The organism is Ostreibacterium oceani (genome assembly GCF_009362845.1).
Taxonomy (GTDB): Bacteria; Pseudomonadota; Gammaproteobacteria; order Cardiobacteriales; family Ostreibacteriaceae; genus Ostreibacterium; species Ostreibacterium oceani.
Window position 1 is genome coordinate 68,383 of record NZ_WHNW01000004.1, and the last position, 25,314, is coordinate 93,696.

The following is a 25,314-nucleotide window of genomic DNA, read 5'->3' on the forward strand; positions in this document are numbered from 1 at the left end:
GAGGCAAGATATCAATGAGGCATGAAATTCGATGAAAAATAACGCGATAGACACAGGCATCAGTCGGACGCAGTGGATTAGTCTGGGTGTGTTTTTGCTTGCTATTGCGGTAGTGACGGTCGTTTTTTTCCGAGGATTGGGGCGAGACCCGCAAGCACTAGACTTAATGACAGCAGGCAAGCCCATCCCCGACTTTTCCTTGCCCAATTTGCTGGCAGAGAGCCACCTGTCTCGAGCCGATTTAACGACGGATCAGGGGTTTTATTTGATGAATTTTTGGGGTTCTTGGTGTCCTGCGTGTTACGACGAGCACACGTTTTTAATGGCGCTAGGCAAAAAACATGCCCTGTACGGTGTGAATTGGAAAGATGACAAAGCCGATGCGTTAGCGTTTTTGCAAAATTTAGGCAATCCATTTAAGCAAATTATTGTTGATAAACATAGCGAGCTGGCTATTAATATGGGTGTTTACGGTGCGCCTGAGACATTTTTAATTACAGCAGATGGCGTGATTATTCACCGCTATGCGGGGCCGCTAGATGACGCATTGTGGCAATCAGAATTTGTGCCAATCATTAACCAACTTGAAACCAACTAACGCCGATGTCTTTATTAAATCACTACCGCTGGCTTTATCGTGTGATGACACTGATGGTTGCCGTGCTTGGCGCTTGGGCTACGGCAAGCTTTAATGTCTATAGTTTTGAAGAACGCGCACAAGAACAACAGTTTCAGAAAATCATCAAAGACCTACGTTGTCCTAAGTGCCAAAACAACAATCTGCACGATTCGAATGCACCGCTTGCGGTGGATATCAAGGATTATGTGTATGATTCGTTGCAAACGGGGCAGGGCGAGGCGCAAATCGTTGAATTTTTGGTGGATAAATACGGTGAATTCATTATTTATTCACCGCAGCGCCCTGTGTTATGGTTGTTGCCTTGGGTAGTTGCTGGCGGTTTATTTTTATGGGCGTTGATTAACATCTCATACAAAAGAAATCAGCAACGCAAACGGCAAGCGGATGCCGCATCAGCCAGTATGCGAGAAATTATTGCCGATTATGAGCACGAACACGAGCCCGAACACGAGCCCGAACACGAGCGCGAACGCGAGCAATCATCCAAGAGGCAACCATGATTATTGCTATTTTTCTTGCTTTGTTGGTGCTGCTGATGTTTATGTGGCCAGTGAAGACAGAGACAGGGTTTGACGAAAAAGGTGAAGCCATTAAAATTTATCGAGACGAAGTGGCGTTTATCGATAAACAATACCAAACGGGCTTGATTGATGCGCAAGACAAAGCCAAATTACTAGAAGAACTTGACGTGAAAACTACGTCAGCGATTGCGCGTATAGAGAAAAAGCAATTCGCGCCACGACTGCGCTATACGCCCGTATTTGCCGTGGCATTGGTCATCACGCTGTCGCTGGCGATTTATTTTGTTTATTTACAAAATAGTCAAATCAAACGCTGGCATGATTTTAAACAGGTGCATCAAGCGCAAGTGACCGAAGGACTGTTTGATGGTGATGTGATTGCCGCTTTTTTAAACAAAAATCCGTCATTAGCCAGTCATTATTGCTTCACCATGCAGCAGACGCTATTGGCAAATTATCATGCCAACGCGGATGCGCTGGCAAATTTAGCCAATTGCCATTTGATTGTCGGCTATCCACAGCTCGCAAGGCAAGCTATTTCTCGCGGTTTGGGCGAACAGCCTGAGCACGCAGCGCTGAATTTTTTATCAGCAGAAATGGCGTTTGTTGAAAATAATCAATTAAGTAGTGACGATTTAGACCGATTATTTATTACGATTCGGGCAGAACCAAAACACAAAGGTGCGCTGCGTTTATTGGGGATTAATAGCCTGAATTTGGGGCAGTATGCGCAGGCACAGTTCTTTTTTGATAATTTGCGCGAGGTTGAAACAGACCCGCAAATTTTGGCGCTTTTAGACGATATTGACGAGACAATTGCGGCACGCCAAGCAGCAGAAGCGGCGGCTGGCGAGCCCCAACCAGTAACGCCGCAATCAGCGCCCCAAACGTCGCCGCAAGCAACTAAACAATTACAACCCAATGAGGCATCGCTTCATTTGGCGATAGCGGTTAGCCCCACGTTGATTGCGTCACAGCCTGAAACGCTGACCTGGCCAAAATCCGTTTTTGTTGTGGTCAAATCCGTTGATGGTGCCTTGATTAATGCCAGTAAATATATCATGCAAGATGCCAATCAAGCGCTAGTAGTGACCATTTCAGATGATATGCCACAAGCCATGCAAAGACAATCGCTGGCCGACTTTGAGCAAGTCACGGTGACCGCACGAGTGAGCCTCGATGATCAACCAATTGCTGCCAGCGGTGATTTAACGAGCGGTGCGATACCGATTCCTGTATTAAAAAACACCGAGGGACCAGCGCGCGCGCCTTATCGATTGGTTATTGATCGAACGGTGCCGTAATAGTCCATGAATACGATAAGCTCAGAAAGGGCATCACCGCACAAGGCGTCATCGGACAAGACGTCATCGCACAACCCCCCGCCGATTTGCGAAGTGAGCGAGCTGGCGTTGGTGCGTGGCAATCGGTTGTTGTTTCAAGGCATGAATTTTATCTTATCGCGCGGTGAAGCGTTGCATATCTGCGGACGAAATGGTAGCGGAAAAACAAGTTTATTTAAAATGATAATGGGGTTATTGCCGCCTAACAAAGGACTCATTCGAATTGCAGGTCAGTCGCCCCAACAGTTTTTGGCAAACAATCCAGCAAGTATTGCGTATTTAGGGCATCAAACGCCCATTAAGCGTGAGTTTACCGTGGCAGAAAATATCCGCTTGAATACCCAACTATTTGCCAATTGGCGACCTAGCCAAACGCAAATTGATGTGGCCTTGGATGCAGTTGGGTTACAATCATTTGCTGATACGCTAGCGGGTAAGCTTTCTGCGGGTCAGCAGCGACGAATTTTGTTATCTAGATTGTGGTTATCACCACTGGAATCAGCGGCGCAATCCTCATCGCAATCCTCATCGCAATCACAATCACAATCACAATCACAATCACAATCACAATCACAATCACAATCACAATCACAATCACAATCACAATCACAATCACAATCACAATCACAATCACAATCACAATCACAATCACAATCACAATCACAATCACAATCACAAGACATAAAACAACCGCCTCCCCAGCTCTGGCTGCTTGATGAGCCCTTGGCGGCACTAGATACCAACGGTGTCGATGCATTACTGGCGCAAATTGCACGATTGGCTGCTAGCGGGCATAGTTTTATTCTGACATCTCACCAGTCGATTCGTTTGGAGTGCGCGTTACAAACGCTCACGATAGGCAAAGCACATAAATGATAACGCCTCTGATGATGATAAAGAACACCGCACTGAGCGCTGGGGATAGTGCACAGTGATAAAGGCACTGCTTTATCGGGAGTGGTTACTTGCGGTGCGAAAGTTGCCCGTATTGTTGCAGCCTGTCAGTTTTTTGTTGATTCTCATTACGATTTTCCCGATTGCGGTGGGTGCTGAGACCACGCTATTGCAACAAATTGCACCCGGTGTTATTTGGGTCGGCGTGCTGCTATCGGTATTGCTTTCTAGCGAACATTTTTACCAAGCCGATTACCAAGACGGTACCATCGCGCAGTGGTATTTGGCAGGTAATGACCGACTATTACTCAGTGTATTGGCTAAACTACTGGTGCAAAGCGCGTTGCAAATCATCCCCGTGTTATTGCTATTACCGATACTGAGTTTATTTTACACACTGCCTGTGATGACCAGCGTATTGATTGGTTTGACCATTCTTTTGGGTGGGCCGTGTTTGGTTTTGTTGGCAATGCTTGGGGCAGCGATTACCGTCGCCGTGCCGCGCGCTGGGCTACTGTTGATTGTGATTATTTTGCCTTTGTACTTTCCTGTGATTATTTTCGCGATATCGGCGATGCGTCATTATAGCGATGGTTTTAGCCCCGTGTCTGATTTTGCCCTGTTGGGTGCTTTGTTATTATTTAAGTTAACCCTGATGCCATTTGCCATTGTCGCGGCACTAAAAACCGCACTATCTGAAAGTTAGACTGGAATAATCTTATCGTGGTGCGGAATTAACCTGCGACATGATTTAAAGGGATACGAAATAGGCATCGGACGCATGAATTACCTTGCTATTTAAATGAAACTTCATTACTATGCTTGTTGTTGGAAAATTAATTAAATTCAATTTTTAAGGGATAGATTATGAAAAAACATATTGCAGTTATATTTTTATCATCGCTATTAACTCAGCTTAGTTTGGCTGCGGACTTTTCTTTTCGTGGACAGTTGAGCAACGATGATGAATTTTTGTTATTTAATTTTGCTGTGGATGAAACGAGCGATGTAACGTTAATTACGCATTCTTATGCAGGCGGTGTTAATAGTCGCGGGGAAATTATCCCACAAGGCGGTTTCGATCCAATTTTAAGTTTGTTTGATTCAGCAGGTGTTCTAATTGATAATAATGATGATGGGTCGTGCAGCGAAGTCCCAGTGGATTCTGTGACAGGAGAATGTTACGACACTTTTTTAACAGCTCGTCTTGACCCAGGTGAGTATACTGTATCTATCACGCAGTATGATAATTTCCCAAGAGGTGAGAATTTATCTGATGGCTTCCTAGGTGCAAATACAACAGGTTTTGTTGATGTGACAGGAAACACCAGAACCAGTTCGTGGGCCTTTGATGTTTTAAATGTAAGATCAGCCAACAACGATACCACTAATTTTGTATCAAATCCGACAGGAGTATGGTACGAACCTGAAAGGCCAGGTGATGGGTTTAATTTTGTCAAAACTAATGCAGGTTTATTTTTCTATTTCTACGGTTACAAAGCGAGTAATGCTTCTGAACCACTGTGGCTGCTATCAGGTGCAGGACCTAAAAATATCAGAAAAGGAACTAGCTATACTATGGATGTGTTTTCATCCTATGCGAATAATGGCGGTAGATTCGGCGCGCCACCTGTTGCCAGCGATAATGGCATAAGTCCTTGGGGCACCGCGACAGTCACATTTAATGATTGTAACACAGCTCAAGTCACATTGACTGGCACAGATGGAACTGCTAGCTTTAATTTGGATCGTTTGGCATCTGTAGAAGGGCTGAGATGTTCTGACTAAGACTAAATAGTTACCGCATAATAAATGCGCTAACTGAAATAGAGCGTTATTCTGGGTAGAGAGAATTTGTCTATCCAGCATAACATTCTCATTATGTATTAAATCTTAAGCATAAATCATGCGACCTAAAAAATGTGGTCTAAAAAATAAGTCACTTTTTATCTAAGGAGCAGGCATGCAATCGGCTTAACAGCCCTTCATTATTTCAGGTTTACAATCCTCGCTATTCTCAAATTAGTTGTTATAATAGGCTTACCCTGTGCGAGACTAATCGGCATAGCGGCATTTATACGATTTTCAATCTTTTAAATTATTCAATAATCCTTATTCCATTGGTTTTGATTAGTGTTGCGTGATGCAACGGGCTGATGGCGGAAAACCATATGAATTCTACAGTAAATAATACAATCAACAATACAAGTAATAACGCAAACAATAATGCAAACAATAATGCCCCTTCAGCGCCCACAGTCCAATTTGCTGATTTAGGCCTGGCAGCGCCAATTTTACGCGCGATCAAGGACACAGGTTATGACACACCGACACCGATTCAGACCAAAGCCATTCCATTGGTATTAAACGGTGGCGATTTGCTTGCTGGGGCGCAGACAGGGACGGGCAAGACGGCGGGCTTTACCTTGCCCATTTTGCAACGCCTAACTCAAACGCGCCCGACTAACATTCGCGCTGGGCGACCGCGTTGCCTGATGCTCACACCGACACGCGAGTTAGCCGCACAAATCAAAGAATCAGTCGATACCTATAGCAAATACCTTGAATTACGGTCAATGGTCGTGTTTGGTGGCGTTAATATTAACCCACAGATTAACCAGTTACAACGCCCAATTGATATCTTGGTCGCGACGCCAGGACGCTTGTTGGATTTACACCAACAGGGCGAAGTCGATTTATTAGGTATTGAAATTTTGGTTTTGGATGAGGCTGATCGCATGCTCGATATGGGCTTTATCCACGATATTAAAAAAATCCTCGCGTTGCTACCTAAATCGCGGCAAAATTTGCTCTTTTCGGCGACATTTTCAAACGAGATTAAAAAACTCGCTGATCGGTTGTTGAATCAGCCTGATTTTATCGAAGTCGCTAGACGTAATACCGCGTCTGAAATGGTCGAGCAATCGGTGTATCGCGTGCGGCAAGGACACAAGCGTGATGTCTTGAGCCACTTGATTAATCAGCATAATTGGTATCAAGTGCTTGTTTTTACTCGTACCAAACACGGTGCCAATCGATTGGCAGAAAAACTCGTCAAAGATGGTATTAGCGCGCTAGCCATTCACGGCAACAAAAGCCAAAGCGCACGCACCAAAGCCCTGTCAGAATTTAAAACAGGCAATACGCGTGTACTCGTTGCGACTGATATTGCCGCGCGGGGGTTGGATATTGACCAACTGCCACAAGTGGTCAATTTTGAGTTACCCAATATCCCCGAAGATTACGTGCACCGCATCGGGCGAACAGGCCGTGCAGGCGCTTCGGGTGGGGCAATTTCATTGGTCGATCAGGATGAATTGAAATACTTAAAAGACATTGAAAAACTCATCAAACGCACGATTCCTACCTTGACGCTTGACGGCTTTATTCCGCCGACAACCATCGAGCCAGAGCCCGATAGACCTGCGCGGCGAGGCAATCACCGATCTACCGCAACGCATAACGCTAGAAACAAACCCGCCCAAGGGCAACGACGCCCCCAAAGCCAGAGAAAACCCAACGGACAGTCGCGCTAGTGGCGTAATACATCACGGCAATACATCGCGCATAAATTGCAATAAACTGCATATAAATTGCGATTTAATCAGCATCTAATCACCGCCTAATCAATAGCAGAATGCAATAGCAGAATGGGTGGTGGTTATTTTTAAAATCTTACATCTGAAGCCTTAAGAAGGCGAATTTTAGTCGATATTTTGCCATTGTGGCCATATGAGGCGATACAGCCACTTAGAAATAATTTGACAATGTTAGCTACTCACCCTGATGCACTCAATAACGATATTGAGTGCATTAGATTGATATTAAAGCACAAACTAGCTGAAAAAGATTGGGTGGTGCGGTGGATTAGTTTCCGAAAAAATCAAGCAGTCGAACGAGTTGAGCTGTTCAGACAACTTGAGAATTACGCAATAAAGCAATCATAGCAGGAATTTAGCAATGAATTTTTGGATTCTTTTGTATTATCTTGAAATCGCTTAAACTCATAATAAAACATCAACGATTAATGTATGACGAAAACGGAAGCAATCTCTGATGTAAAAAAAATACTGTCTGATTTGGTTTATAATATGACCAGTCACGAGGGCAATCCAATCACATTGTCCGAAGTAAGAAAATTGCTTGGTGGGGGAGAGATTGACGGGCATGACGTCAGTGATGAACAGCAGGTTTTTCGCATTAAAAACGGCTGGGAAGAAATGATTCGATTGGTTGAAAATAATCAGTTTCAACCTAACAAAAAAACCATCTGTTACTTGCATAACATTTACGCGAAAGAGGAAGCCTTGACATGGGGCGAATTTCGCACGCGAATCGTCACGATACGCGGTACAGAACATATGCCGCCTGATGCGGATAGTCTCGATATATTGTTCGATGAAATGATTGATAATTATCACCATGCCATAGATAAAGACGATGCCAGCTACGACGTGTTTTTAAGCTGTGCGATGAATCAATATTTTAACGATGGCAATAAACGCGCTGGTCAGTTTTTGATGAACGGTGCGCGTTTATCGCTTGGTCTGCCCGCGATTACGATTCCCGCTAAACGGAACTCGGAGTACAACCAAAAAATGGTTCAGTTTTATGACTCACAAGACCGCACAGAAATGAAGACTTTTTTACAGTCTTGTCGGATTAATGCCCCAGTAGTTGACTAATCAACACCAACGAAAAACACCAACGACAAACAGCACCAGCGATTAATCAGCCCCCTCCAAAAAACGGCCGTTAAATATCCTTGACTTAAATATCCTTGACTAGGCGCAGAGCATCATAAATGGCAGCGTGCGTATTACGCGCACTGACCGCATCGCCAATTCTAAATAGCTGGAATTGTCCTGCTAAATGGCGAACCAAGGTCTGCGGCTTACCATTTAGCAGGGCATTGACATCGACTGCGCCTTGGTTTTTTGACAGTGGTTTGAGGTCAAAATACAAATCCGCGAGCGGCAAAGTGCCGTAATTGACGATGATTTGGTCGTAGGTTTTTTCATAGGTGTGGTCGCTGTAATCTGTGCCAATGGTTGCGCGAAGCTGCCCTTCTTGGTGACGTTCGACGGTAAGCAATCGGCGTGTGACGGTAAAGGTTACGGCTTTGTCTTGTAAGGCACGCATGTAGGGCGATAAATTCATGGCCATAATATCGGGTGCAAAAGTGCGGTCTGGCGTCATGATTTCTACGGTAGCGCCAGTCTCTGCAATCATTTCTGCCGATTGTAGACCTGAGTGGTCACCGCTTTCGTCATAGACGAGGACATTATTGCCCGGTTTTACATCGCCTGACAGGATATCCCACGCCGTGTCAACCAGTGATAAATCGCCATGTTGTTCAAATAATTCCGTATTAGGCATGCCGCCTGTGGCAATAATCACCACATCAGGGTTTAGCGCGGTAATATCAGTGGCTTCTGCCCACGTGTTAAACTGAAAATTCACGCCAAAGGATTCGCATTGTGCCATGCGCCAGTCAATAATCGAGCGCATTTCGCTGCGTCGTGGTGATTGCGCGGTGAGGCGAATTTGTCCGCCCGGTTCATTCGCTGCTTCAAAGACAGTGACACGATGACCGCGTTCGCCAGCAACTCGTGCCGCCTCTAGCCCTGCAGGGCCAGCACCGACAATGACAATGTGTTTGCTTTGTTGGGTTTTGGGGATGTCATGCGGCATCGTTAATTCGCGACCTGTGGCGGCATTGTGGATACATAGGGCTTCACCACCTTGGTAAATGCGGTCTAGGCAAAATGTCGCACCGACACACGGACGAATATCGTCTTCGCGTCCTGCGATGATTTTGCGCACAATATGTGGATCTGCCATGTGTGCGCGCGTCATGCCTACCATGTCGAGTAATCCCGCAGAAATGGCATGGCGAGCGGTAGCGATATCAGGGATTTTTGCTGCATGAAACGTTGGCATATTCGTGGTTTGTTTGACACGTCCAGCAAAATCCAAGTGCGGTGCGTTTTTCATGCCCTGCACAGGAATAACGTCTGTCATGGCAGGGTCGGTATGAATTCGTCCACGAATGACATTTAAAAAATCCACCATGCCACAATCACGAAAACGCTCAGCAATGGCGAGGCCTTCTGTCTCTGTGATGCCGCCAGGTTGGGTTTCATCGGCGGTGAACCTTACCCCGACAATGAATTCATTGCCGCAACGGCGACGAATTTCGGTCAGCACATCAAAGGTAAACCGCAAACGATTGTCTAATGAATCGGCGCCATAGGAACCGTCTAGCCGATTGGTTAGCGGCGACCAAAACTGATCCATTAAATGGCCGTAGGCTTGAATTTCGATACCGTCCATACCGCCTGCTTGCATGCGTTCTGCGGCACTGGCGTAGTCATCGATAATACGCTCGATGTCCCAGTCTTCGATGAGTTTAGGAAAGGCACGGTGGGCAGGTTCGCGATGCGGGCCGGGCGATACGGATGGTAGCCAATCGCCTTTGTTCCAGCCCGTGCGGCGACCTAAATGCGTCAGCTGTATCATGACCGCGCAATCGTATTCGTGGCACGCGTCGGTGAGTTGCTTTATCCAAGGCACGACTTCGTCTTTGTACGCCAAAATATTGTTAAAAACGGGTGGACTGTCTTTACTGACAGCCGCTGAACCTGCGGTCATCGTCATGGCGATGCCTGCTTTGGCACGCTCGGCGTGATAGGCGGCATAACGCGCCTTGGGCATGCCATCTTCGGGATAAGCGGGTTCATGACTGGTCGTCATGATACGATTTTTTAGCGTGAGGTGCTTGAGTTGATAAGGTTGTAATAATGGATCGTTAGACATGAGTTTCTCCTAATGCATTATGGCATTATGCGCCTAGTGAAGCGGCAGGCGTTGATAGCGTCCTGGATTATTAGGGTGATCAAAATGGCGCATTGGACCATGTGTTTTGAAATGATTGTGCCAGTGACGCATTGCATCTGCGTCAAGTGTCATACCCAGACCGTGCCCCTCGGGAACGTCAATGACATCGTTTTTTTGTCGAAAAGGCCCATTTTCAATGACATCACCAATCTGCCAACGAAAGAGCGATTGCGATGCTTCGCTAATATGTGCAGTGGCGGCTGAGACGTGCAAATAGGCGGCAGTCATAATGCCTAAGTCGTTTGAGTAACACCAAAAACCCTTGCCCATGGCTTCGCAAGCGGCGATAAATTTTAGGGTTTTTGAAATACCACCCAAGGCGGCAAAATTACACACGAAATAATCGGGTGCGCCGAGCGCAACGGCACGGCGTAAATCAGGGACATGCGTTGAAAATGGGATGGTTGAATGCTGGCGTAGTTGCGCCATTTCTTCAAAAGTCGCAACGGGGTCTTCGTAGTTGCGAATATGATAAGGCTCGATTTCACGGAGGATATAACGGGCGGTTGGTAACGACCACTGCATGTTGCTGTCCAGTTTAATCTGTGCTTTATTGCCAAGGGCTTCGCGCAGTAGCTTTACTGTTTTTATTTCTAATTCGGGGTCGCCTAAGATGAGTTTTCCTTCAAAAATAGAAGCACCGTGTTCTTCTCGCATTTTGAGGCAGTATTCGACAACGGCTTCGGGCGTCGTTTCCCCTTTTAGTCCGTTATGGTCAGGGCGAAAGGAAAAATATTCTGAGAAGGCGATTTTTTTGCGTACAGCGCCGCCAAGCAGCTGATAAAGCGGTGTGTTATAGGCTTTGCCCTTGATATCCCAGAGCGCAATCTCGACAGCGCCAAAGGCAACGCTGGCCGCATTTTCGCCAGTATTGGCGGTGATTTGATAGGGTGGCACACAGCGACTTTCACAATCGGCAATATCCAATGGATTGGCACCGATGAGTGCAGGCACAATGTCAGTTTTGATGATTTCACCAAAATGCCACCACGGTGCCTCACCTAGTCCGACAAGGCCTTGATCGGTCTCGACCTCAATGATGGATTTAGACGCGCCAGGATAAAGCCCGCCAGTCCACCAAAAGGGTTTATCAAATGGCACATTAACATGGGTGACTTTGATGCGGGTGATTTTCATGATTTATCTCCAAAATCAATCAATGCCATAAGTCTGGCGTATGGTCTTTTTTGTCTTGGATAAATGCCTGTAGTTCGGCGTCGATTGTGGCATCTATTGGCGGTGCTTCGTAGTCGGCCAACAGTTGTTTCCAACGTTGGTTGGCGCGGGTTGCCATATCGATACCGCCTTGCTCAGTCCAATGTTCCCAGGGCTGATTGTCATCGAGTGCGCTGTCGTAATAAGCCGTTTGATAATGGCGCATGGTGTGAGCGGTTGAGAACAAATGCTGCCCAGGGCCAAGCTCAGCCAGCGCCTCAAATGCTAATGTGTCGTCGTTGACTTCAAACCCTTGGCAATAGCTGTGCAGCATGCCACACAAGTCCGTATCCATGACAAATTTTTCATACGACATCGATAGGAGTCCATCTAAAAATCCTGCGCTGTGTAGGATAAAATTAGCACCGCCTTGGACGGCTGACATCATTGACATCATGCTTTGCTGCATTGCTTGTGCATCGGGGAGTTTTGAGGTCGAGAAATTCCCTGCGCATCGTAGTGGAATATTTAGCCGTCTGGCTAGTTGCCCCATGACCAAGGATGCTAGTGCAGGCTCTGGTGTGCCAAAGGTTGGCGAGCCAGACCGCATTGCCAATGAACTTAAAAAGCAACCTAAAACAACGGGTGCGCCAGGGCGTGTGAGCTGGGTAATTGCGCAGGCCGTCATGCTCTCAGCCAAGCACTGTGCGAGTGCGCCGGGCATTGTCAGCGGTGATACGGCGCCGCCTAATAAAAAAGGTACATGGATAGAGCCTTGGTTAGCCGCAGCATAGGTACGAATACCTTGTGTCGTCACACCATCGAGCACCAACGGCGAGGTGACGTTAAAATTCCCCATAACCACACAGTGCTTATCAACAAAATCTGTGCCAAATAAAATACGACACATGGTAATGCTGTCTTCAGCGCGTTCGGGTGCCGTGATAGAGCCTAAAAAACCGCGGTCAGAGTATTTGATATGCGCATAAACCATATCAAGGTGGCGTTTGTTGACAGGGATATCAGTCGGCTCGCAAATCGTCCCGCCAGAATGGTGCAACCACGGCGATGATTGGCCAAGTTTGATTAAGTTTTGAAAGTCGGTAATTGTGCCATAGCGCCGACCGTTGTCTAAATCCATGACAAAAGGCGAGCCATAAGATGGTGCAAAGACCATGGCATCGCCACCAATGACCACGTTATTTTTTGGGTTTCTTGCATGCTGAGTAAATTGGGCGGGTGCTGTCTTTAAACACTCACGAATCATTCCAGGTGGAAACTTAATGCGCCAACAGTCTGGTTTGGTTTCAGTGACTTGACCGCCTGCTTTGCGAAATAATTCAACGGTTTCTGGGTCATCACGAAATTCAATGCCAATTTCCGCCAAAATACGGTCGGCGGTTTGTTCGATTTTTTCCAAACTGGTCTCATCGAGTAAGTCATAGGTGCGAATTTTTCGTTGGATGTACGGGACTTCTAAGTGTGGGTTTTGCCCTGGTGCGCCAGTGCGTTTGTCGTGAGAGCGACTGCCACGGCGAGTTTTTCTTGGTGTTGATTTGGCAGAATTGGTAGCGTTATTCATTGTCTATGACCCTCATTGTCTATGATCCCAGCAACGGATTTAAAATTTTATTGTGCTTTTTTCTCAGTTTCTGCTAAATTGACACAAGTGTCAAGAAATTTTACGAATGGCTGCTATATAAAAAATGAATAATGATTTAAGCACAAGCCCCGCCTCAAAAACATGGTCGTCTAAAAATCAAGGCTCTCCTGCTATTTGGTTACAAGCGGCGTATGAATTAATTATTGAACAAGGGGTCGATGCGGTCAAAATTATGACCCTCGCGAAACGGCTACGCATGACGCGCACAAGTTTTTATTGGCATTTTGCCGACAGAGAGGCGCTGCTACAGGCGATAATTACACGCTGGGAAGCGCAAAACACAGGAAATTTAATTCGGCAAACACAAAAACCAGCAGGTAACATTTGCCAAGCGATACTTAACGTTTTTGATTGCTGGCTAGATGATGCGCTGTTTGATGCGCCGCTGGATTTGGCAATACGCAATTGGGCGCGTAACGATAGCGCACTACAAGCACGATTAGATACCGCCGATGCGCGACGATTAGCCGCATTAGCGGGGCTGTTTACACGGTTTGGTTATTCAGCGCTACAGGCCGAAGTCCGCAGTAAAACAGTACTTTATACACAAATTGGTTATATTTATATGCAGGTGCTCGATGCGCCAGATAAACGATTGGCGATGATAGCCGATTATGTGCAGGTGTTTACGGGCGTTGCACCGAGTATATCCGAAATAGAGGCATTTGTTGCACGTCATTCTTAGTGTCTCATTCAGTGCCTTATCATCAGCGCCTTATTCAGCACCTTATTTAAATACATTCGGCAGATGGGTAGTGAGGTTATCATGTTATCACGAAAAAACATAGTATTTTGATTTAATTTAGTGAGATAGGAGTCAACATGAAATTAGGTTACACAATTATCTACGTGCCGCAAGTCGATGCGTCGCTGGCATTTTTTGAGACGGCATTTGGGTTTTCTCGACGATTTTTACATGAGTCGGGTGATTATGGTGAGCTTGAGACGGGTGAGACAACGCTTGCGTTTGCTTCGCACGAATTGGGGCAGATGAATTTTGCAGCAGGCTTTGTCGCAGCCAGTGAATCTAGTCAGCCGCTTGGGTTTGAAGTGGCGCTGGTCACAACAGCCGTTGAGGAGGCGCATACCAAGGCGCTAGCGCACGGTGCGGTTGAAATAAAGGCGCCAGAATCAAAACCATGGGGCCAGATGGTTTCTTATGTGCGCTGTCCGGATGGGACGCTGGTTGAGATTTGTTCGCCTGTTTCGAGTCAGGACTAGGTTGGTGTGGTTTGCTTGGGTCGATTGATTACTTGAGTCGAGTAACGCAAAAAGCCCCAAAGAGGGGGCTTTTTGCGAAAGGTAAGGTAATTGAATCGTAGTGTGTGTTGGCGTAGTGTGTGTTAGCGCTGTGAATAGGATAGCGCCACACGTCACGCGGCCACACGTCACGCGAGTAGGCTATGCCTCTAACGCCTCAATCATTACATATTTTCTATTGTTAGGTCCTTTGACGGCAAAGCTAACGCGACCATCAACTTTGGCGAAGATGGTGTGGTCTTTGCCAAGACCAGTGTTATCACCGGCATGAAAACGTGTGCCACGTTGGCGCACGATAATGCTGCCTGCTGAGACGATTTCGCCGCCAAAGGCTTTGACGCCAAGACGTTTTGATTGGGAATCGCGACCGTTACGGGTACTACCGCCTGCTTTTTTATGTGCCATGAGTATCTCCTAGTATAGTTTACGCGATGCTTTCAATGCGAACCGCAGTGTAATTTTGTCTGTGACCTTGTCTTTTCATATGGTGCTTACGGCGTTTAAATTTGATAATTTCAATTTTTTTGCCACGTGCGTGCTCCAAGATTTGGCCTGTGACTTTGGCATCACTGAGCATTGGTGCCCCGATTCTAATGTCATCGCCATCAGCGACCATTAAAACGTCTGAAAATTCAACCGATTCGCCCGTTTCGCCTGGGATAGTTTCAATGCGAATGACTTGACCTGTTTCAACGCGGTACTGCTTACCGCCTGTTTTTATTACCGCATACATATGCTGTTTCTCCGTTTGATTTCAAGGCGTTGGGACGTGTGTCTCAGCGACACCCCACGCTTGGCTGCCTGAAATAAGTTAATCTTTTAATTTTATTAATAATAAAAAGCACTGCTAAAAAGACAGTGGAAAATGATTATAAAGTATGAAACAATTGTATTCAATAAAAAATTGAGAAAAAAACGTGATTGATGAAAAAGGTTATCGCCAAAATGTTGGAATAATTATCATTAATGCCGAGAAAAAAGTATTTTGGGGTCGACGGATTGGGCAGAAATCTTGGCAGTTTCCTCAGGGAGGAATTGATGAGGCAGAAAGTGCGCAAGACGCAATGTACCGTGAGCTGCACGAGGAAGTCGGCTTGCGGCCGCAGCACGTTGAGCTGGTTGCAGAGACAGAAGGTTGGTTGCATTATGAGTTGCCGAAAAAGTTTCGGCGCAAAAATACGCAGCCGCTTTGTATTGGGCAAAAGCAAAAATGGTTTTTATTGCGGCTAGTCGCCAGTGAAGCAGAAATTGATTTTAACCAAGGGAAAAAAGCCGAGTTTGATGCCTTTCGCTGGGTAGATTATTGGTATCCTGTGCGGAAAGTGATTTACTTTAAGCGCTGTGTTTATCGTAGTGCTTTGGCAGAATTTGCCCGCACGGTCGGCATCGAGCAGCAACGCGCTGTGTTGACTAAGCCATCGAAGCCTGCCAAACACCTTAAGCGAACGAAAAGAAATTAGACGAAAAACAATGGGCTTATATCGCAAACTGTGATGCAAGTTGCATTGCAGGTTATGCAGGTTGCATTGCAAACTACATCGTAAATCATATCGTAAATCACATCGTAAATCATGCGACTTGCTGGTTTCAAGCGATTGTCTTGTTGGCTCTAGCGCTAGGAAATCGGTGTGTTAAGCGGCGTCGAACGGCATCAAGTGGCGTCAATCGGTAATGCCGATAATACCGGTAATACAATATGGACAACGGTGCCTTGGTCGACACGGCTTTGAATGATGAGTTCACCTTGGTGCGCATCAATAATGGCTTTGATTAAATATAGCCCAATGCCAAATCCCCCAGTGCTACGCTGGCGTGAATGGTCAATGCGGTAAAATGGCTCAGTAAGGAGTTTGATTTTTTCCGCAGGAATGCCGACACCAGAATCTTCAACTGAAATCGTTAGCGTCTGCTCGTCACAGGCAGTGGATATAATGACTTTGTCGTCAGGCTGACGATTCGCTGTCAGCGCATTTTTGATTAAATTTTTAATCGCAAGCCCGATACGGTTTGCATCAATCGTTATTTCAGGCAACTGACTGTCTAGGTTAAATACGACTGGGGCATTTTCGAAAAAACGGCCCTGTATTTGATAGATAACGTCATTGACATTGGCTTTGCTTAAGTCGAGTGGCGCGTGGTTGCCTTTTAGTCGTTCGGATTCGAGGAGTTCATGAATGAGGGATTCCATTTCGTTCATGTCTTCTTCGGCGCTGGCTTTTTGGTGGCTGTCATCCATCATGGATAGCGCAATTTTAGCACGCGTAATCGGGGTGCGTAGTTCGTGGCTAATGGCGAGTAGGAGCTGGCGTTTTGCTTCTAGCATTTGCTCAATGTTGTCTGCCATTTTGTTGATAGATTTTGATAAATCACCGAGTTCGTCGCGACGATTAATCGGCAATCGATGCGAAAAATCGCCGTCACCGATTTGTTTGACGCCTTGCTGGATGATTTTGAACGGGCGAAAGGTAAAATACACAAACGCATAAATTAAACCGATAATGAATAAGGCGGCAATAACCGTGATGAGAATTTCTTTGACGCGGGTGGTTTTGTGTAGTTTTTCAGTAATAATAAACGAGGTGATATAGCCCTGATTAAATGTACGTAAGATAAAGTTGTCTTTGTAAAAACCTGCTTCTGAAGTAATGCCTTGGGGGCCAACGCGTTGGATTTTAACATCCAGATAATCTTTGTCGATGAAGTCACCATTAGATGCCCAGCTAAACGTCGGGGCTTCGATGACGATATTCACAGGGGCTTGTTCGGTAATACGCTTGGCAACGTTAATGTCGGGTGGGAAGCCGACTTCGTTTTGTAGTGAGATTAAATAATTACTAAAATAAGGTCGAATTGAGTCTGAGAGTTGGCGTTCAAAGGTAATGCCTAGTGAAAACCATAGCCCCCAAGCCAATAGCGCGGAGGCACTAATAAAAACTAAAATAATTTTGATCGAAATTGAACGACCGAGTCGGCGAAAAAAACGCATGCAGTAACGCGTCGGGTTAGTGTTGGTAGGCGTTAGGCAGCAACAAATTTATAGCCCACTCCCCAGACGGTTTGGATATAATCTAGTGGTTTTAGTTTGTTGCGGAGGCGGCTGACCAAAATATCAATCGAGCGTGAAAATAGTTCGCTATCGATGCCGCTGAGTTCGTTCATGATGTCATCGCGGCTATAGACTTTGTTGGGGTGCTCGCTCATGAGTAGTAGCAGGGCGTACTCTTTGGTCGTTAGTTCGACTTTATTGCCATTAACATGGACTTCGTAGCTGTTTTTATTAATGATGAGTTTTTCAAACTGGATAAGGTTTTCGGGAATATTGGTGGTATCTAAAGTCACGCGTGATAAAATGCTCTCCACGCGGGCAACCAGCTCGCGCGGGTCGAATGGTTTGGGTAAATAGTCGTCTGCGCCCGCCTCTAGCCCGATGACTCGGTCGTTAATGTCACCGCGGGCAGTGAGCATTAGAATGGGTACGTTGGAATGTTTGCGGATTTTTTGACAGACTTCAAAGCCGTCCATTTCAGGCAGCATGACATCAAGGATGACCAAGTCAGGCTGCGCTTTTTCAAAGCGCGCTAAGCCAGCAGATGGGGTTGTTTCGCTAATCAAATTAAGGTTGAATTTGGCAAAATACTCCGATAGCAGGGTTCCAATTTTTTCGTCGTCGTCAATTAGCAAAATGATTGTCATAGGCGTTGTGTGGTCGTTGTGTATTGTTTTAGTGGATATGATGAACAGTGTATTGCACTTTAGATTATCATATCACTATTATTGCGGATAAAAGTTACAATTTGCTAAACTCCCAATTGGCGTCGCTGGTGTGCTTGGTGTTGGGGGTGATTCTTAAATAAAATGGCGTAAATAGACAATGCCAAATGAGCCTTTTGCGATACAATAATACGATTGATAATGTTAACTAGTTAATTAGGTTGGATAGACAATGAGCAAGTATTCGATTTTAAGCCTCGCTCGCAACGCGATGTCCTATAATGAAAAATGGGGTGAGGCGTGGCGTTCTCCTGAGCCAAAGCAGCAGTATGACGCGATTATTATCGGCGCAGGTGGACATGGATTGGCCACGGCCTATTATTTGGCAAAAGAGCACGGCATAACGAATGTTGCGGTCTTGGAAAAAGGGCATTTGGCTGGTGGGAATATTTGTCGTAACACGACAATCGTTCGCTCTAATTATCTGTGGGATGAAGCGGCACTTTTCTATGAAAAAGCCATGAAGCTATGGGAAGGATTGTCGCAAGAAATCAATTATAACGTGATGTTTTCACAGCGTGGTGTTTATAATTTGGGGCATACGTTACAGGATTTGCGTGATATTCGTCGTCGCGTGGAGGCGAATCGTTTAAACGGCATTGACTCTGAATTTTGCGATGTGCAACAGTTGCAACGCGAAATTCCGTTTTTAAACTGCACACAAAATGCCCGTTATCCGATTATGGGTGCATCGCTGCAACGCCGTGCTGGCGTAGCGCGTCATGATGCCGTGGCTTGGGGTTTTGCGCGCGCAGCGGATAAGTATGGCATTGATATTATTCAAAACTGCGAAGTGACGGGGTTTGAGATTGAAAACGGCGTGTTTAAAGCTGTGCAGACAAACCGCGGCACGATCCGCGCGAACAAAGTCGCGATTACGGTTGCAGGAAACACGTCCGTGCTAGCCGAAAAAGCAGGGTTTAGACTACCTGTTGAGTCGCACCCGTTGCAAGCATGGGTTTCTGAACCGATGAAACCGATTTTAGATACGGTCGTTATGTCAAACGCGGTGCATGGTTATATTTCTCAGTCTGATAAAGGTGAGTTAGTTATCGGTGCGGGTATTGATGCCATGAATGGTTATAGCCAACGAGGCGCATTGCACACGGTGGAGCATGCAACGGCTGCAATTATTGAATTGTTCCCTGTCTTTAGTCGGGTGCGAATGCTGCGCCAGTGGGGTGGAACGGTCGATACAACACCAGATGCTTGCCCAATTCATGGCAGAACGCCAGTTAAGAATATGTATATTAATTGCGGCTGGGGAACGGGTGGTTTTAAGGCGACGCCAGGTTCTGGCTGGACAATGGCTTATACGTTAGCTAAAAACGATCCGCATCCACTTAATGCCCCATTTTCGTTGGAGCGATTCGAGACGGGTGCATTAGTTGACGAGCACGGTGCCGCTGGTGTCGCGCACTAACTAGGCGCTAGCTAGGCACTAACTAAATTTGGTCGGAGAGTACTTATATGTTAAAAATTAATTGTCCTTACTGTGGTGTTCGGGACGAAATAGAGTTTAGCTATGCAGGCGAGGCGCATATTGTTCGCCCAGTGGATGGCGAGAATATGACGGATGCCGAATGGGCAGATTATCTATTTAATCGTAAGAATCCTAGGGGTGTACACCTAGAGCAGTGGTGTCATACGGCAGGCTGTCGTCAGTTTTTCAATGCTGCGCGCGATACTGTGTCTAATCAGTTTATCCAAACGTATAAAATTGGTGAAGTATTTCATCTGGATGAGGCCGTTAAAAATAACGAAATAGGCAAAGAGACAGAGACAGGCGCAGAACATCTTCAGGAGGGCAGTGGCTCATGAGACCTTGTGTTAAACGCTTGCCAGTCGGTGGGCAAATAAACCGTGATAAACCATTACACTTTACCTTTAACGGTAAAGCCTATATCGGTTATGAAGGGGATACTTTGGCGTCTGCATTGTTAGCCAATGGTGTTAAGATTTTGGGGCGCAGCTTTAAGTACCATCGCCCGCGTAGTATTTTTGGGCTAGGCGCTGAAGAGCCTAATGTATTATTACAAATCGGCGAAGGCGCAAAGACGCTACCGAACCAGCGCGCCACACAGGTGATGCTTTATGATGGTCTGGTGGCAAAAACTGTCAATGGGTTTCCGTGTGTTAACTATGATTTTTATGCGGGGCTAGGGCTATTCTCAAAAATGCTATCGGCTGGTTTTTATTACAAAACATTCATGTGGCCGAAAAGCGCTTGGGACTGGTACGAAGAAAAAATCCGTGCCGCCGCTGGTCTAGGGATTAGCCCTGTTGAGGCAGACCCTGATATTTATGAACATCGGAATCAACACGTTGATATTTTGATTGTTGGTGGCGGTGTTGCGGGTATTCGAGCGGCACTGGCGGCCGCAGCGTCTGGGCAGCGCATTATGCTGGTTGACGAACAATCAACGTTTGGTGGCTGGTTTCAGCACAGTCAACAGAAAATCGATGGCATACAGCCTAAACAATGGATTGCCCAAGCGATACAGACCTTGCGTAATCAATCCAATGTGACCGTATTAAATCAAGCAACGGCCTTTGGTCGTTATGATCATAACTTTATTGCTGTTTTAGAAAAGCATGGCGAGGTTAATCGCGCAGCGCACCAGCCACGAGAAACCGTTTGGCATATCCGCGCCAAACACCTGATTTTAGCCACAGGCGCTCAAGAACGCGGGTTGTCATTTGGTAATAACGATCGACCAGGCATTATGCTCGCCAGTGCGGTGTCGGGTTATATTCATCGTTATGGCGTTAAATTAGGGAGTAACGGTGTCTTATTTACGAATAACGATGGCGCTTACCAAGCTGCTATTGATATGCAAAAAGCAGGCATCACCGTCAAAGCGGTGATTGATGTCAGGCACCAAGGCGCTGGCTCTATTGCGCAGGCAGTTAAGGCACTGGGTATCAAAGTTTATAATGGCTATACCGTCGTTAACACTTATGGGCGCAAAGGCATTCACAAGATTCGTGTGACTAAACTTACCGAAGACAAGCGTGCGTTGACGGACGTGGTCGAAGACATTGCTTGCGATGTGTTGGCGGTATCGGGTGGTTACTCACCCGTGATTCATTTACACTCGCATATTGGCGGTAAAAATCGCTGGAATGAGGAAAAGCTTTGCTTTGTGCCCGATCCAGCAACAGGTGAAGGGATTTACTTTGCAGGCGCAATCACAGGTGAGTTATCGACACGTGGCTGTTTGAGGCAAGGGGCTGAAATCGGTTATCAGGTCAGCAAAGGCGTAAATGGTGCAACAGGCGAGACGGCGAGCGAGATTACCGTGCCATGTATCCAAGAACACCAAGAAAACCCCATCGAAGCGTATTGGCAAACACCGTATGCTAAGGGACCAACGCGTGCGCCTAAACAGTTTGTAGACTACCAAAACGATACGGGTGTGAGCGATATTTATCAAGCGATTACCGAAGGTTATAAATCGATTGAACATATCAAACGCTATACGGCGCTAGGGTTTGGTACGGATCAAGGTAAAACAGGCAATATCAACGGCATGGCAGTAGCGGCTGAGAAAATGGGCAAAACCATCCCTGAAGTCGGCACAACCACGTTTAGGCCTGCCTATACGCCTGTCACCTTTGGTGCATTGGCGGGCCGCGAAATCGGCGAATTTTTCAATCCAATCCGTACAACGGCGATGCACGAATGGCATGTGAGCCACGGTGCTGAGTTTGAGTTGGTTGGAGATTGGTATCGCCCGTGGTACTATCCGCAAGATGGCGAAGACATGGAGGCGGCAGTTGCCCGTGAATGCCTTGCTACCCGCCATAGTGTGGGTATGCTAGACGCATCAACACTGGGTAAAATCGAGGTCAAGGGCAAAGATGCTGCCAAATTCTTAAATATGATGTACACTAACCCATTTTTAAAATTGGGTATCGGTAAAGCGCGCTACGGATTGATGCTGGGCGAAGATGGCATGTTGATGGATGACGGTGTTGTACTAAGATTGGCCGAAGACCATTTTTATGTGCATACAACCACAGGTGGTGCTGCTAGCGTATTTAATTGGATGGAGCGTTGGGCGCAAACCGAGTGGCCAGAGATGGAGGTATTTTTCACGTCTGTCACCGACCATTTTGCAACCACGGCGGTTGTCGGTCCCAATAGCCGTAACGTACTAGAAAGTCTCTGCGATGATATTGATTTTTCTAATGAAGCATTTGAATTTATGAGCTTTAGGGAAGGCACTATTGACGGTATCCCAGTTCGGGTTTGTCGAATTTCGTTTTCTGGCGAATTGGCCTTTGAGGTCAATGTTAACGCCAATTATGGGCGTCATATTTGGGAAGCGATTTATGCAGCGGGTCAGCCGTTTAACATCACGCCTTATGGCACAGAGACCATGCACGTGTTACGCGCGGAAAAAGGCTATATCATTGTGGGGCAAGATACCGATGGCTCAGTGAGTCCACACGACTTAGGTATGGCGTGGGCGATTGGTAAAAACAAAGCCTTTATTGGCGATCGCTCTTTGCATCGTGAGGATATGGTGCGTGATAACCGCAAGCAGCTTATCGGCTTAGAAACCGCTGATCCGAAACAGGTATTGCCTGAAGGCGCGCAACTTATCAACACGCGGGAATATGAAATCCCTGCCGATATGCAAGGACATGTGACATCAAGTTACTACAGTCACAGTTTAAATAAATCGATTGCATTGGCACTGGTAAAAGGTGGATTGAGTCGAATCGGTGAGACGTTGTACTCGCCACGCCCAGAAGGCGGCATCGTTGAAGCTAAAATTGTATCGCCCGTTTTTTATGATGAGGCAGGAGAAAAACGTGATGGTTAATTTATTGGATAAAGCAATTTCTGCAATGCGCCCTGTGTTAACGCCTTATCAAGGTAAAGCCACAACAGGAAATGCCGCAGAAAATACCGCAGAAAACACAGCGGTTATTTTGACGGAATTGGCCTGTTTGGACTATTTAAATGTTAGGATTCGAGCAACAGATGAGCAAGCTCGTCACCAAGCCGCTAAAGTGTTGGGCGCTGAATTGCCCAGCATTTCGCAATTTTGCTCAAACTCAGGCAACACACTGTTAGGGATTGGTCCTAGCGAATGGCTTGTTGTGTTACCTAGCGGCGAGGCGGCCAAGGTGCAAAACGAATTGGTGGCCGCCTTGGGCGATGCACATCATTTGGTGGTCGATGTCACAGGCGGGACAACGCAATTACGTGTGACAGGCGAAAAAGCCCGTGCAGTCCTCGAAAAAGGCGCTTATGTCGATTTGCACCCGCGTATTTTTAAATCAGGGCAGCATTATGCGACCGTTTTGTCAGGCGCACCCACTGTAATTATGTGTTATGGCGACAATGACTATGCGTTGCTTGTGCGCCGTAGTTTTTCTGATCATGTCGCGCGATGGGCGATTGATGCCGCGTCAGAGTATGGATTTACGGTAACAGCGCCTGCCCTGAAGTCCACGGCAGAGTAGATGCGGCGTTAAGGGTTGGGGGGCAGTCATATTCGATGCCATGCTGGGCGTAGCAGATGAAACTAAGTAAAACGGATGTCGTGTGGCCAGATTGGCCAGCGCCAACACAAGTCGTTGCGTTTAGCACCACGCGGCTGGGCGGTGTCAGTACAGGTGATTACCAGCAACTGAATTTGGGGTTACACGTCGGCGATAATCAGGCGCATGTGGCGACCAATCGCGCACGGTTACAACACTTTGTTGGTGAAGATACGCCGTTAGTGTGGCTTCATCAAGTGCATGGCGATGCCATTGCAGATGCGGCAACGAATGTGGGAATGGGTTCGGGAATGGGTTCAGTCACGGACTCAGAGATGGGTGCAGCAGCAACGGATAGGATTGAAGCCGATGCTTGTGTTTGTGCGCAACCCAATCTCGCCTGTGTCGTGATGACCGCGGATTGTTTGCCCGTGTTGCTATGTAATGCCAAAGGCACTCAAGTTGCCGCGCTGCATTGTGGTTGGCGTGGATTATATCAAGGATTGATTGGCAAAACGCGACGCAATTATTTTAGTGACGAACCGGTTATCGCCTGGCTGGGGCCTGCTATTGGGCCGCAAAGCTACGAAGTCGATGATGCGTTTTATCAGCGCTTTGTGGCGTTAGATGCTGGGTATGCCAGTGCGTTTTATGCCAATCGTTCTGGGCATTATTGGTGTGATTTGTATGCCATTGCGCGCTATCAATTACACGCACAAGGCATTGCGTCTGTCTATGGCGGTGGGTTTGATACGTTGTCTGATTCGCGGTTTTTTTCGTATCGCCAGCAGACGAATGCAGAAAAGACACGAGGCGAGACAGGAGGGGATACGGGGCGCACAGAAACGGGGCGAATGGCAACGGTTATCTTTATTCAAAACGAAGGGCTAGGAAAGGCTAGGAAGGGCTAGGAAGGGCTAGGAAGAATTAAATAAACTCACTTAGATTCGGGCAATCAGTGTTAATTAACGAATGGTGCTAATTAACGAATGCCCGTCGTTGGTTTAGATGTAGTCGCTAAAATTTCAGTGGGTTAAGTTTTGGTGGCCTAGATTTTAGTAAGTTAAATCTCAGTAAGTTAAATCTCAGCAGGTTGGGCTGAAACCATAATCGTTTCGCGGTAGTGTTTTAACTCATCAATCGAATCATAAACATCGTCTAGGGCGAGGTGGTTGCTGTTTTTTTGGTAACTTTTTGCTGCGTTAGGATACCAACGGCGCGCGAGTTCTTTGAGTGTGCTAACGTCTAGATTGCGATAATGAAACCACGCTTCTAATTCGGGCATTTGGCGCGCGAGAAACCGTCTGTCTTGGCAAATGCTGTTGCCTGCCATCGGCGATGCGCCTTTGGGAACGTACTGACTAATGAATGCCAGCGTTTCTAGCTCTGCCTCACGTAGGGTTGCGGTTGCATTTTGTACGCGAGTATAAAGCCCTGACTGGCGGTGCTGACGTTGATTCCAGTCATCCATTTGCGCCAGCACGTCTTGAGGCTGGTGGATCGCGATTACTGGGCCTTCGGCGAGCACCTGTAAATGTGAATCGGTAATAACCGTTGCAATCTCGATAATCTCATCGGTTTTTTGACAGAGCCCTGTCATTTCTAAGTCAATCCAGATTAGGTTGTTGCGAGATTTATTGTTATCGGTCATGTAAAATTCCTTTGGGT

The 25,314-nt window shown here is 46.6% G+C and carries 24 protein-coding genes; 16 read left to right on the forward strand and 8 right to left on the reverse strand.

Features of this window, described 5'->3' with window-relative positions:
• The first annotated feature begins 31 nt into the window (after positions 1-31).
• The 8 genes from GCU85_RS04665 (at position 32) to GCU85_RS04700 (ending at position 8,083) form a co-directional block, all read left to right on the forward strand.
• On the forward strand, positions 32-598 hold the full coding sequence (locus tag GCU85_RS04665) for a DsbE family thiol:disulfide interchange protein (protein ID WP_152809861.1): 567 nt from the start codon (positions 32-34) through the stop codon (positions 596-598).
• A 5-nt stretch (positions 599-603) separates the two neighbouring features.
• Positions 604-1,140: a cytochrome c-type biogenesis protein gene (locus GCU85_RS04670; RefSeq protein WP_152809862.1), complete on the forward strand. Its 537-nt coding sequence runs from the start codon at positions 604-606 to the stop codon at positions 1,138-1,140.
• Positions 1,137-2,465: a c-type cytochrome biogenesis protein CcmI gene (gene ccmI, locus GCU85_RS04675; protein ID WP_152809865.1), complete on the forward strand. Its 1,329-nt coding sequence runs from the start codon at positions 1,137-1,139 to the stop codon at positions 2,463-2,465. Before GCU85_RS04670 ends, ccmI begins: the two co-directional genes overlap by 4 nt.
• Positions 2,466-2,471: 6 nt before the next feature.
• Entirely contained in the window at positions 2,472-3,380 is a 909-nt protein-coding gene (locus GCU85_RS04680; protein ID WP_152809867.1) for an ABC transporter ATP-binding protein, read from the forward strand.
• Between the two features lie 55 nt (positions 3,381-3,435).
• Complete coding sequence (ccmB, locus tag GCU85_RS04685; RefSeq protein WP_152809869.1) at positions 3,436-4,104, forward strand: heme exporter protein CcmB; 669 nt, start codon at positions 3,436-3,438, stop codon at positions 4,102-4,104.
• 161 nt (positions 4,105-4,265) lie between these two features.
• Positions 4,266-5,186 (forward strand): DVUA0089 family protein, encoded by a 921-nt coding sequence (locus GCU85_RS04690; RefSeq protein ID WP_152809871.1) that lies wholly within the window; start codon positions 4,266-4,268, stop codon positions 5,184-5,186.
• Positions 5,187-5,569: 383 nt separating this feature from the next.
• On the forward strand, positions 5,570-6,934 hold the full coding sequence (locus GCU85_RS04695; protein WP_152809872.1) for a DEAD/DEAH box helicase: 1,365 nt from the start codon (positions 5,570-5,572) through the stop codon (positions 6,932-6,934).
• Positions 6,935-7,429: 495 nt separating this feature from the next.
• The gene (locus GCU85_RS04700; protein ID WP_152809874.1) at positions 7,430-8,083 is read left to right on the forward strand and encodes a Fic family protein; all 654 of its coding nucleotides are present in this window, start codon (positions 7,430-7,432) and stop codon (positions 8,081-8,083) included.
• Between the two features lie 85 nt (positions 8,084-8,168).
• Here GCU85_RS04700 and GCU85_RS04705 read toward each other — a convergent pair whose 3' ends face one another.
• Genes GCU85_RS04705 through GCU85_RS04715 form a run of 3 tightly spaced genes read right to left on the reverse strand, consistent with a single transcriptional unit; the run spans position 8,169 to position 13,035 of the window.
• The gene (locus GCU85_RS04705; protein ID WP_152809877.1) at positions 8,169-10,217 is read right to left on the reverse strand and encodes an NADH:flavin oxidoreductase; all 2,049 of its coding nucleotides are present in this window, start codon (positions 10,215-10,217) and stop codon (positions 8,169-8,171) included.
• Between the two features lie 33 nt (positions 10,218-10,250).
• Positions 10,251-11,435 (reverse strand): mandelate racemase/muconate lactonizing enzyme family protein, encoded by a 1,185-nt coding sequence (locus GCU85_RS04710; RefSeq protein WP_152809879.1) that lies wholly within the window; start codon positions 11,433-11,435, stop codon positions 10,251-10,253.
• A gap of 19 nt (positions 11,436-11,454) precedes the next feature.
• A complete protein-coding gene (locus GCU85_RS04715; RefSeq protein ID WP_152809881.1) occupies positions 11,455-13,035 on the reverse strand; it encodes a trimethylamine methyltransferase family protein in 1,581 nt (526 codons plus the stop codon).
• Between the two features lie 124 nt (positions 13,036-13,159).
• Between GCU85_RS04715 and GCU85_RS04720 the strand changes: the two genes are divergently transcribed.
• Together GCU85_RS04720 and GCU85_RS04725 are read left to right on the forward strand one after the other, a co-directional pair.
• Positions 13,160-13,801: a TetR/AcrR family transcriptional regulator gene (locus GCU85_RS04720; protein ID WP_152809883.1), complete on the forward strand. Its 642-nt coding sequence runs from the start codon at positions 13,160-13,162 to the stop codon at positions 13,799-13,801.
• 137 nt (positions 13,802-13,938) lie between these two features.
• Positions 13,939-14,337: a VOC family protein gene (locus GCU85_RS04725; RefSeq protein ID WP_152809885.1), complete on the forward strand. Its 399-nt coding sequence runs from the start codon at positions 13,939-13,941 to the stop codon at positions 14,335-14,337.
• Positions 14,338-14,517: 180 nt separating this feature from the next.
• Here GCU85_RS04725 and rpmA read toward each other — a convergent pair whose 3' ends face one another.
• Both rpmA and rplU read right to left on the reverse strand, forming a co-directional pair.
• A complete protein-coding gene (gene rpmA / locus GCU85_RS04730; RefSeq protein ID WP_152809887.1) occupies positions 14,518-14,781 on the reverse strand; it encodes a 50S ribosomal protein L27 in 264 nt (87 codons plus the stop codon).
• Positions 14,782-14,800: 19 nt separating this feature from the next.
• Positions 14,801-15,109 (reverse strand): 50S ribosomal protein L21, encoded by a 309-nt coding sequence (gene rplU, locus GCU85_RS04735; protein ID WP_152809889.1) that lies wholly within the window; start codon positions 15,107-15,109, stop codon positions 14,801-14,803.
• Between the two features lie 184 nt (positions 15,110-15,293).
• Between rplU and rppH the strand changes: the two genes are divergently transcribed.
• Positions 15,294-15,836 (forward strand): RNA pyrophosphohydrolase, encoded by a 543-nt coding sequence (rppH, locus tag GCU85_RS04740; RefSeq protein WP_328592794.1) that lies wholly within the window; start codon positions 15,294-15,296, stop codon positions 15,834-15,836.
• 191 nt (positions 15,837-16,027) lie between these two features.
• On the opposite strand, the gene GCU85_RS04745 is transcribed toward rppH, so the two are convergent.
• Positions 16,028-17,362, reverse strand: coding sequence for a sensor histidine kinase (locus GCU85_RS04745; RefSeq protein ID WP_152809891.1), 1,335 nt, complete (start codon positions 17,360-17,362; stop codon positions 16,028-16,030).
• A 32-nt stretch (positions 17,363-17,394) separates the two neighbouring features.
• The gene (locus GCU85_RS04750) at positions 17,395-18,069 is read right to left on the reverse strand and encodes a response regulator transcription factor (protein WP_152809894.1); all 675 of its coding nucleotides are present in this window, start codon (positions 18,067-18,069) and stop codon (positions 17,395-17,397) included.
• 250 nt (positions 18,070-18,319) lie between these two features.
• On the opposite strand from GCU85_RS04750, the gene GCU85_RS04755 reads away from it, so the two are divergent.
• From GCU85_RS04755 to pgeF, 5 genes are read left to right on the forward strand one after another with little or no spacing between them, the layout of a single operon-like run.
• A complete protein-coding gene (locus GCU85_RS04755; RefSeq protein ID WP_152809896.1) occupies positions 18,320-19,570 on the forward strand; it encodes a sarcosine oxidase subunit beta family protein in 1,251 nt (416 codons plus the stop codon).
• Positions 19,571-19,617: 47 nt separating this feature from the next.
• A complete protein-coding gene (locus GCU85_RS04760) occupies positions 19,618-19,968 on the forward strand; it encodes a sarcosine oxidase subunit delta (RefSeq protein WP_152809898.1) in 351 nt (116 codons plus the stop codon).
• On the forward strand, positions 19,965-22,982 hold the full coding sequence (locus tag GCU85_RS04765) for a sarcosine oxidase subunit alpha family protein (protein WP_152809899.1): 3,018 nt from the start codon (positions 19,965-19,967) through the stop codon (positions 22,980-22,982). Before GCU85_RS04760 ends, GCU85_RS04765 begins: the two co-directional genes overlap by 4 nt.
• Positions 22,975-23,628 carry a sarcosine oxidase subunit gamma gene (locus GCU85_RS04770; RefSeq protein WP_235896231.1) on the forward strand — a complete coding sequence of 218 codons (654 nt, stop codon included), beginning with the start codon at positions 22,975-22,977 and terminating at the stop codon, positions 23,626-23,628. The genes GCU85_RS04765 and GCU85_RS04770 overlap by 8 nt, the downstream gene beginning before the upstream one ends.
• A 56-nt stretch (positions 23,629-23,684) precedes the next feature.
• A complete protein-coding gene (pgeF, locus tag GCU85_RS04775; RefSeq protein WP_152809903.1) occupies positions 23,685-24,557 on the forward strand; it encodes a peptidoglycan editing factor PgeF in 873 nt (290 codons plus the stop codon).
• A gap of 167 nt (positions 24,558-24,724) precedes the next feature.
• Here the strand turns inward: pgeF and orn are convergent, their stop codons facing one another.
• Positions 24,725-25,297, reverse strand: a complete 573-nt coding sequence (gene orn / locus GCU85_RS04780) for an oligoribonuclease (protein ID WP_152809905.1) — start codon at positions 25,295-25,297, stop codon at positions 24,725-24,727.
• Between the last annotated feature and the right edge of the window lie 17 nt (positions 25,298-25,314).

Excerpts from the sequence above, each read along its gene's own strand:
- GCU85_RS04760 (WP_152809898.1), top strand. The coding sequence starts at position 19,618 with ATGTTAAAAATTAATTGTCCTTACTGTGGTGTTCGGGACGAAATAGAG.
- GCU85_RS04670 (WP_152809862.1), top strand. The coding sequence starts at position 604 with ATGTCTTTATTAAATCACTACCGCTGGCTTTATCGTGTGATGACACTG.
- ccmI (WP_152809865.1), top strand. The coding sequence starts at position 1,137 with ATGATTATTGCTATTTTTCTTGCTTTGTTGGTGCTGCTGATGTTTATG.
- orn (WP_152809905.1), bottom strand. The coding sequence starts at position 25,297 with ATGACCGATAACAATAAATCTCGCAACAACCTAATCTGGATTGACTTA.
- GCU85_RS04705 (WP_152809877.1), bottom strand. The coding sequence starts at position 10,217 with ATGTCTAACGATCCATTATTACAACCTTATCAACTCAAGCACCTCACG.
- GCU85_RS04715 (WP_152809881.1), bottom strand. The coding sequence starts at position 13,035 with ATGAATAACGCTACCAATTCTGCCAAATCAACACCAAGAAAAACTCGC.
- GCU85_RS04770 (WP_235896231.1), top strand. The coding sequence starts at position 22,975 with ATGGTTAATTTATTGGATAAAGCAATTTCTGCAATGCGCCCTGTGTTA.
- GCU85_RS04750 (WP_152809894.1), bottom strand. The coding sequence starts at position 18,069 with ATGACAATCATTTTGCTAATTGACGACGACGAAAAAATTGGAACCCTG.
- GCU85_RS04665 (WP_152809861.1), top strand. The coding sequence starts at position 32 with ATGAAAAATAACGCGATAGACACAGGCATCAGTCGGACGCAGTGGATT.
- GCU85_RS04695 (WP_152809872.1), top strand. The coding sequence starts at position 5,570 with ATGAATTCTACAGTAAATAATACAATCAACAATACAAGTAATAACGCA.
- GCU85_RS04755 (WP_152809896.1), top strand. The coding sequence starts at position 18,320 with ATGAGCAAGTATTCGATTTTAAGCCTCGCTCGCAACGCGATGTCCTAT.
- GCU85_RS04720 (WP_152809883.1), top strand. The coding sequence starts at position 13,160 with ATGAATAATGATTTAAGCACAAGCCCCGCCTCAAAAACATGGTCGTCT.
- GCU85_RS04680 (WP_152809867.1), top strand. The coding sequence starts at position 2,472 with ATGAATACGATAAGCTCAGAAAGGGCATCACCGCACAAGGCGTCATCG.
- GCU85_RS04765 (WP_152809899.1), top strand. The coding sequence starts at position 19,965 with ATGAGACCTTGTGTTAAACGCTTGCCAGTCGGTGGGCAAATAAACCGT.
- rplU (WP_152809889.1), bottom strand. The coding sequence starts at position 15,109 with ATGTATGCGGTAATAAAAACAGGCGGTAAGCAGTACCGCGTTGAAACA.
- GCU85_RS04745 (WP_152809891.1), bottom strand. The coding sequence starts at position 17,362 with ATGCGTTTTTTTCGCCGACTCGGTCGTTCAATTTCGATCAAAATTATT.
- rpmA (WP_152809887.1), bottom strand. The coding sequence starts at position 14,781 with ATGGCACATAAAAAAGCAGGCGGTAGTACCCGTAACGGTCGCGATTCC.
- GCU85_RS04690 (WP_152809871.1), top strand. The coding sequence starts at position 4,266 with ATGAAAAAACATATTGCAGTTATATTTTTATCATCGCTATTAACTCAG.
- GCU85_RS04725 (WP_152809885.1), top strand. The coding sequence starts at position 13,939 with ATGAAATTAGGTTACACAATTATCTACGTGCCGCAAGTCGATGCGTCG.
- GCU85_RS04710 (WP_152809879.1), bottom strand. The coding sequence starts at position 11,435 with ATGAAAATCACCCGCATCAAAGTCACCCATGTTAATGTGCCATTTGAT.
- pgeF (WP_152809903.1), top strand. The coding sequence starts at position 23,685 with ATGAAACTAAGTAAAACGGATGTCGTGTGGCCAGATTGGCCAGCGCCA.
- GCU85_RS04700 (WP_152809874.1), top strand. The coding sequence starts at position 7,430 with ATGACGAAAACGGAAGCAATCTCTGATGTAAAAAAAATACTGTCTGAT.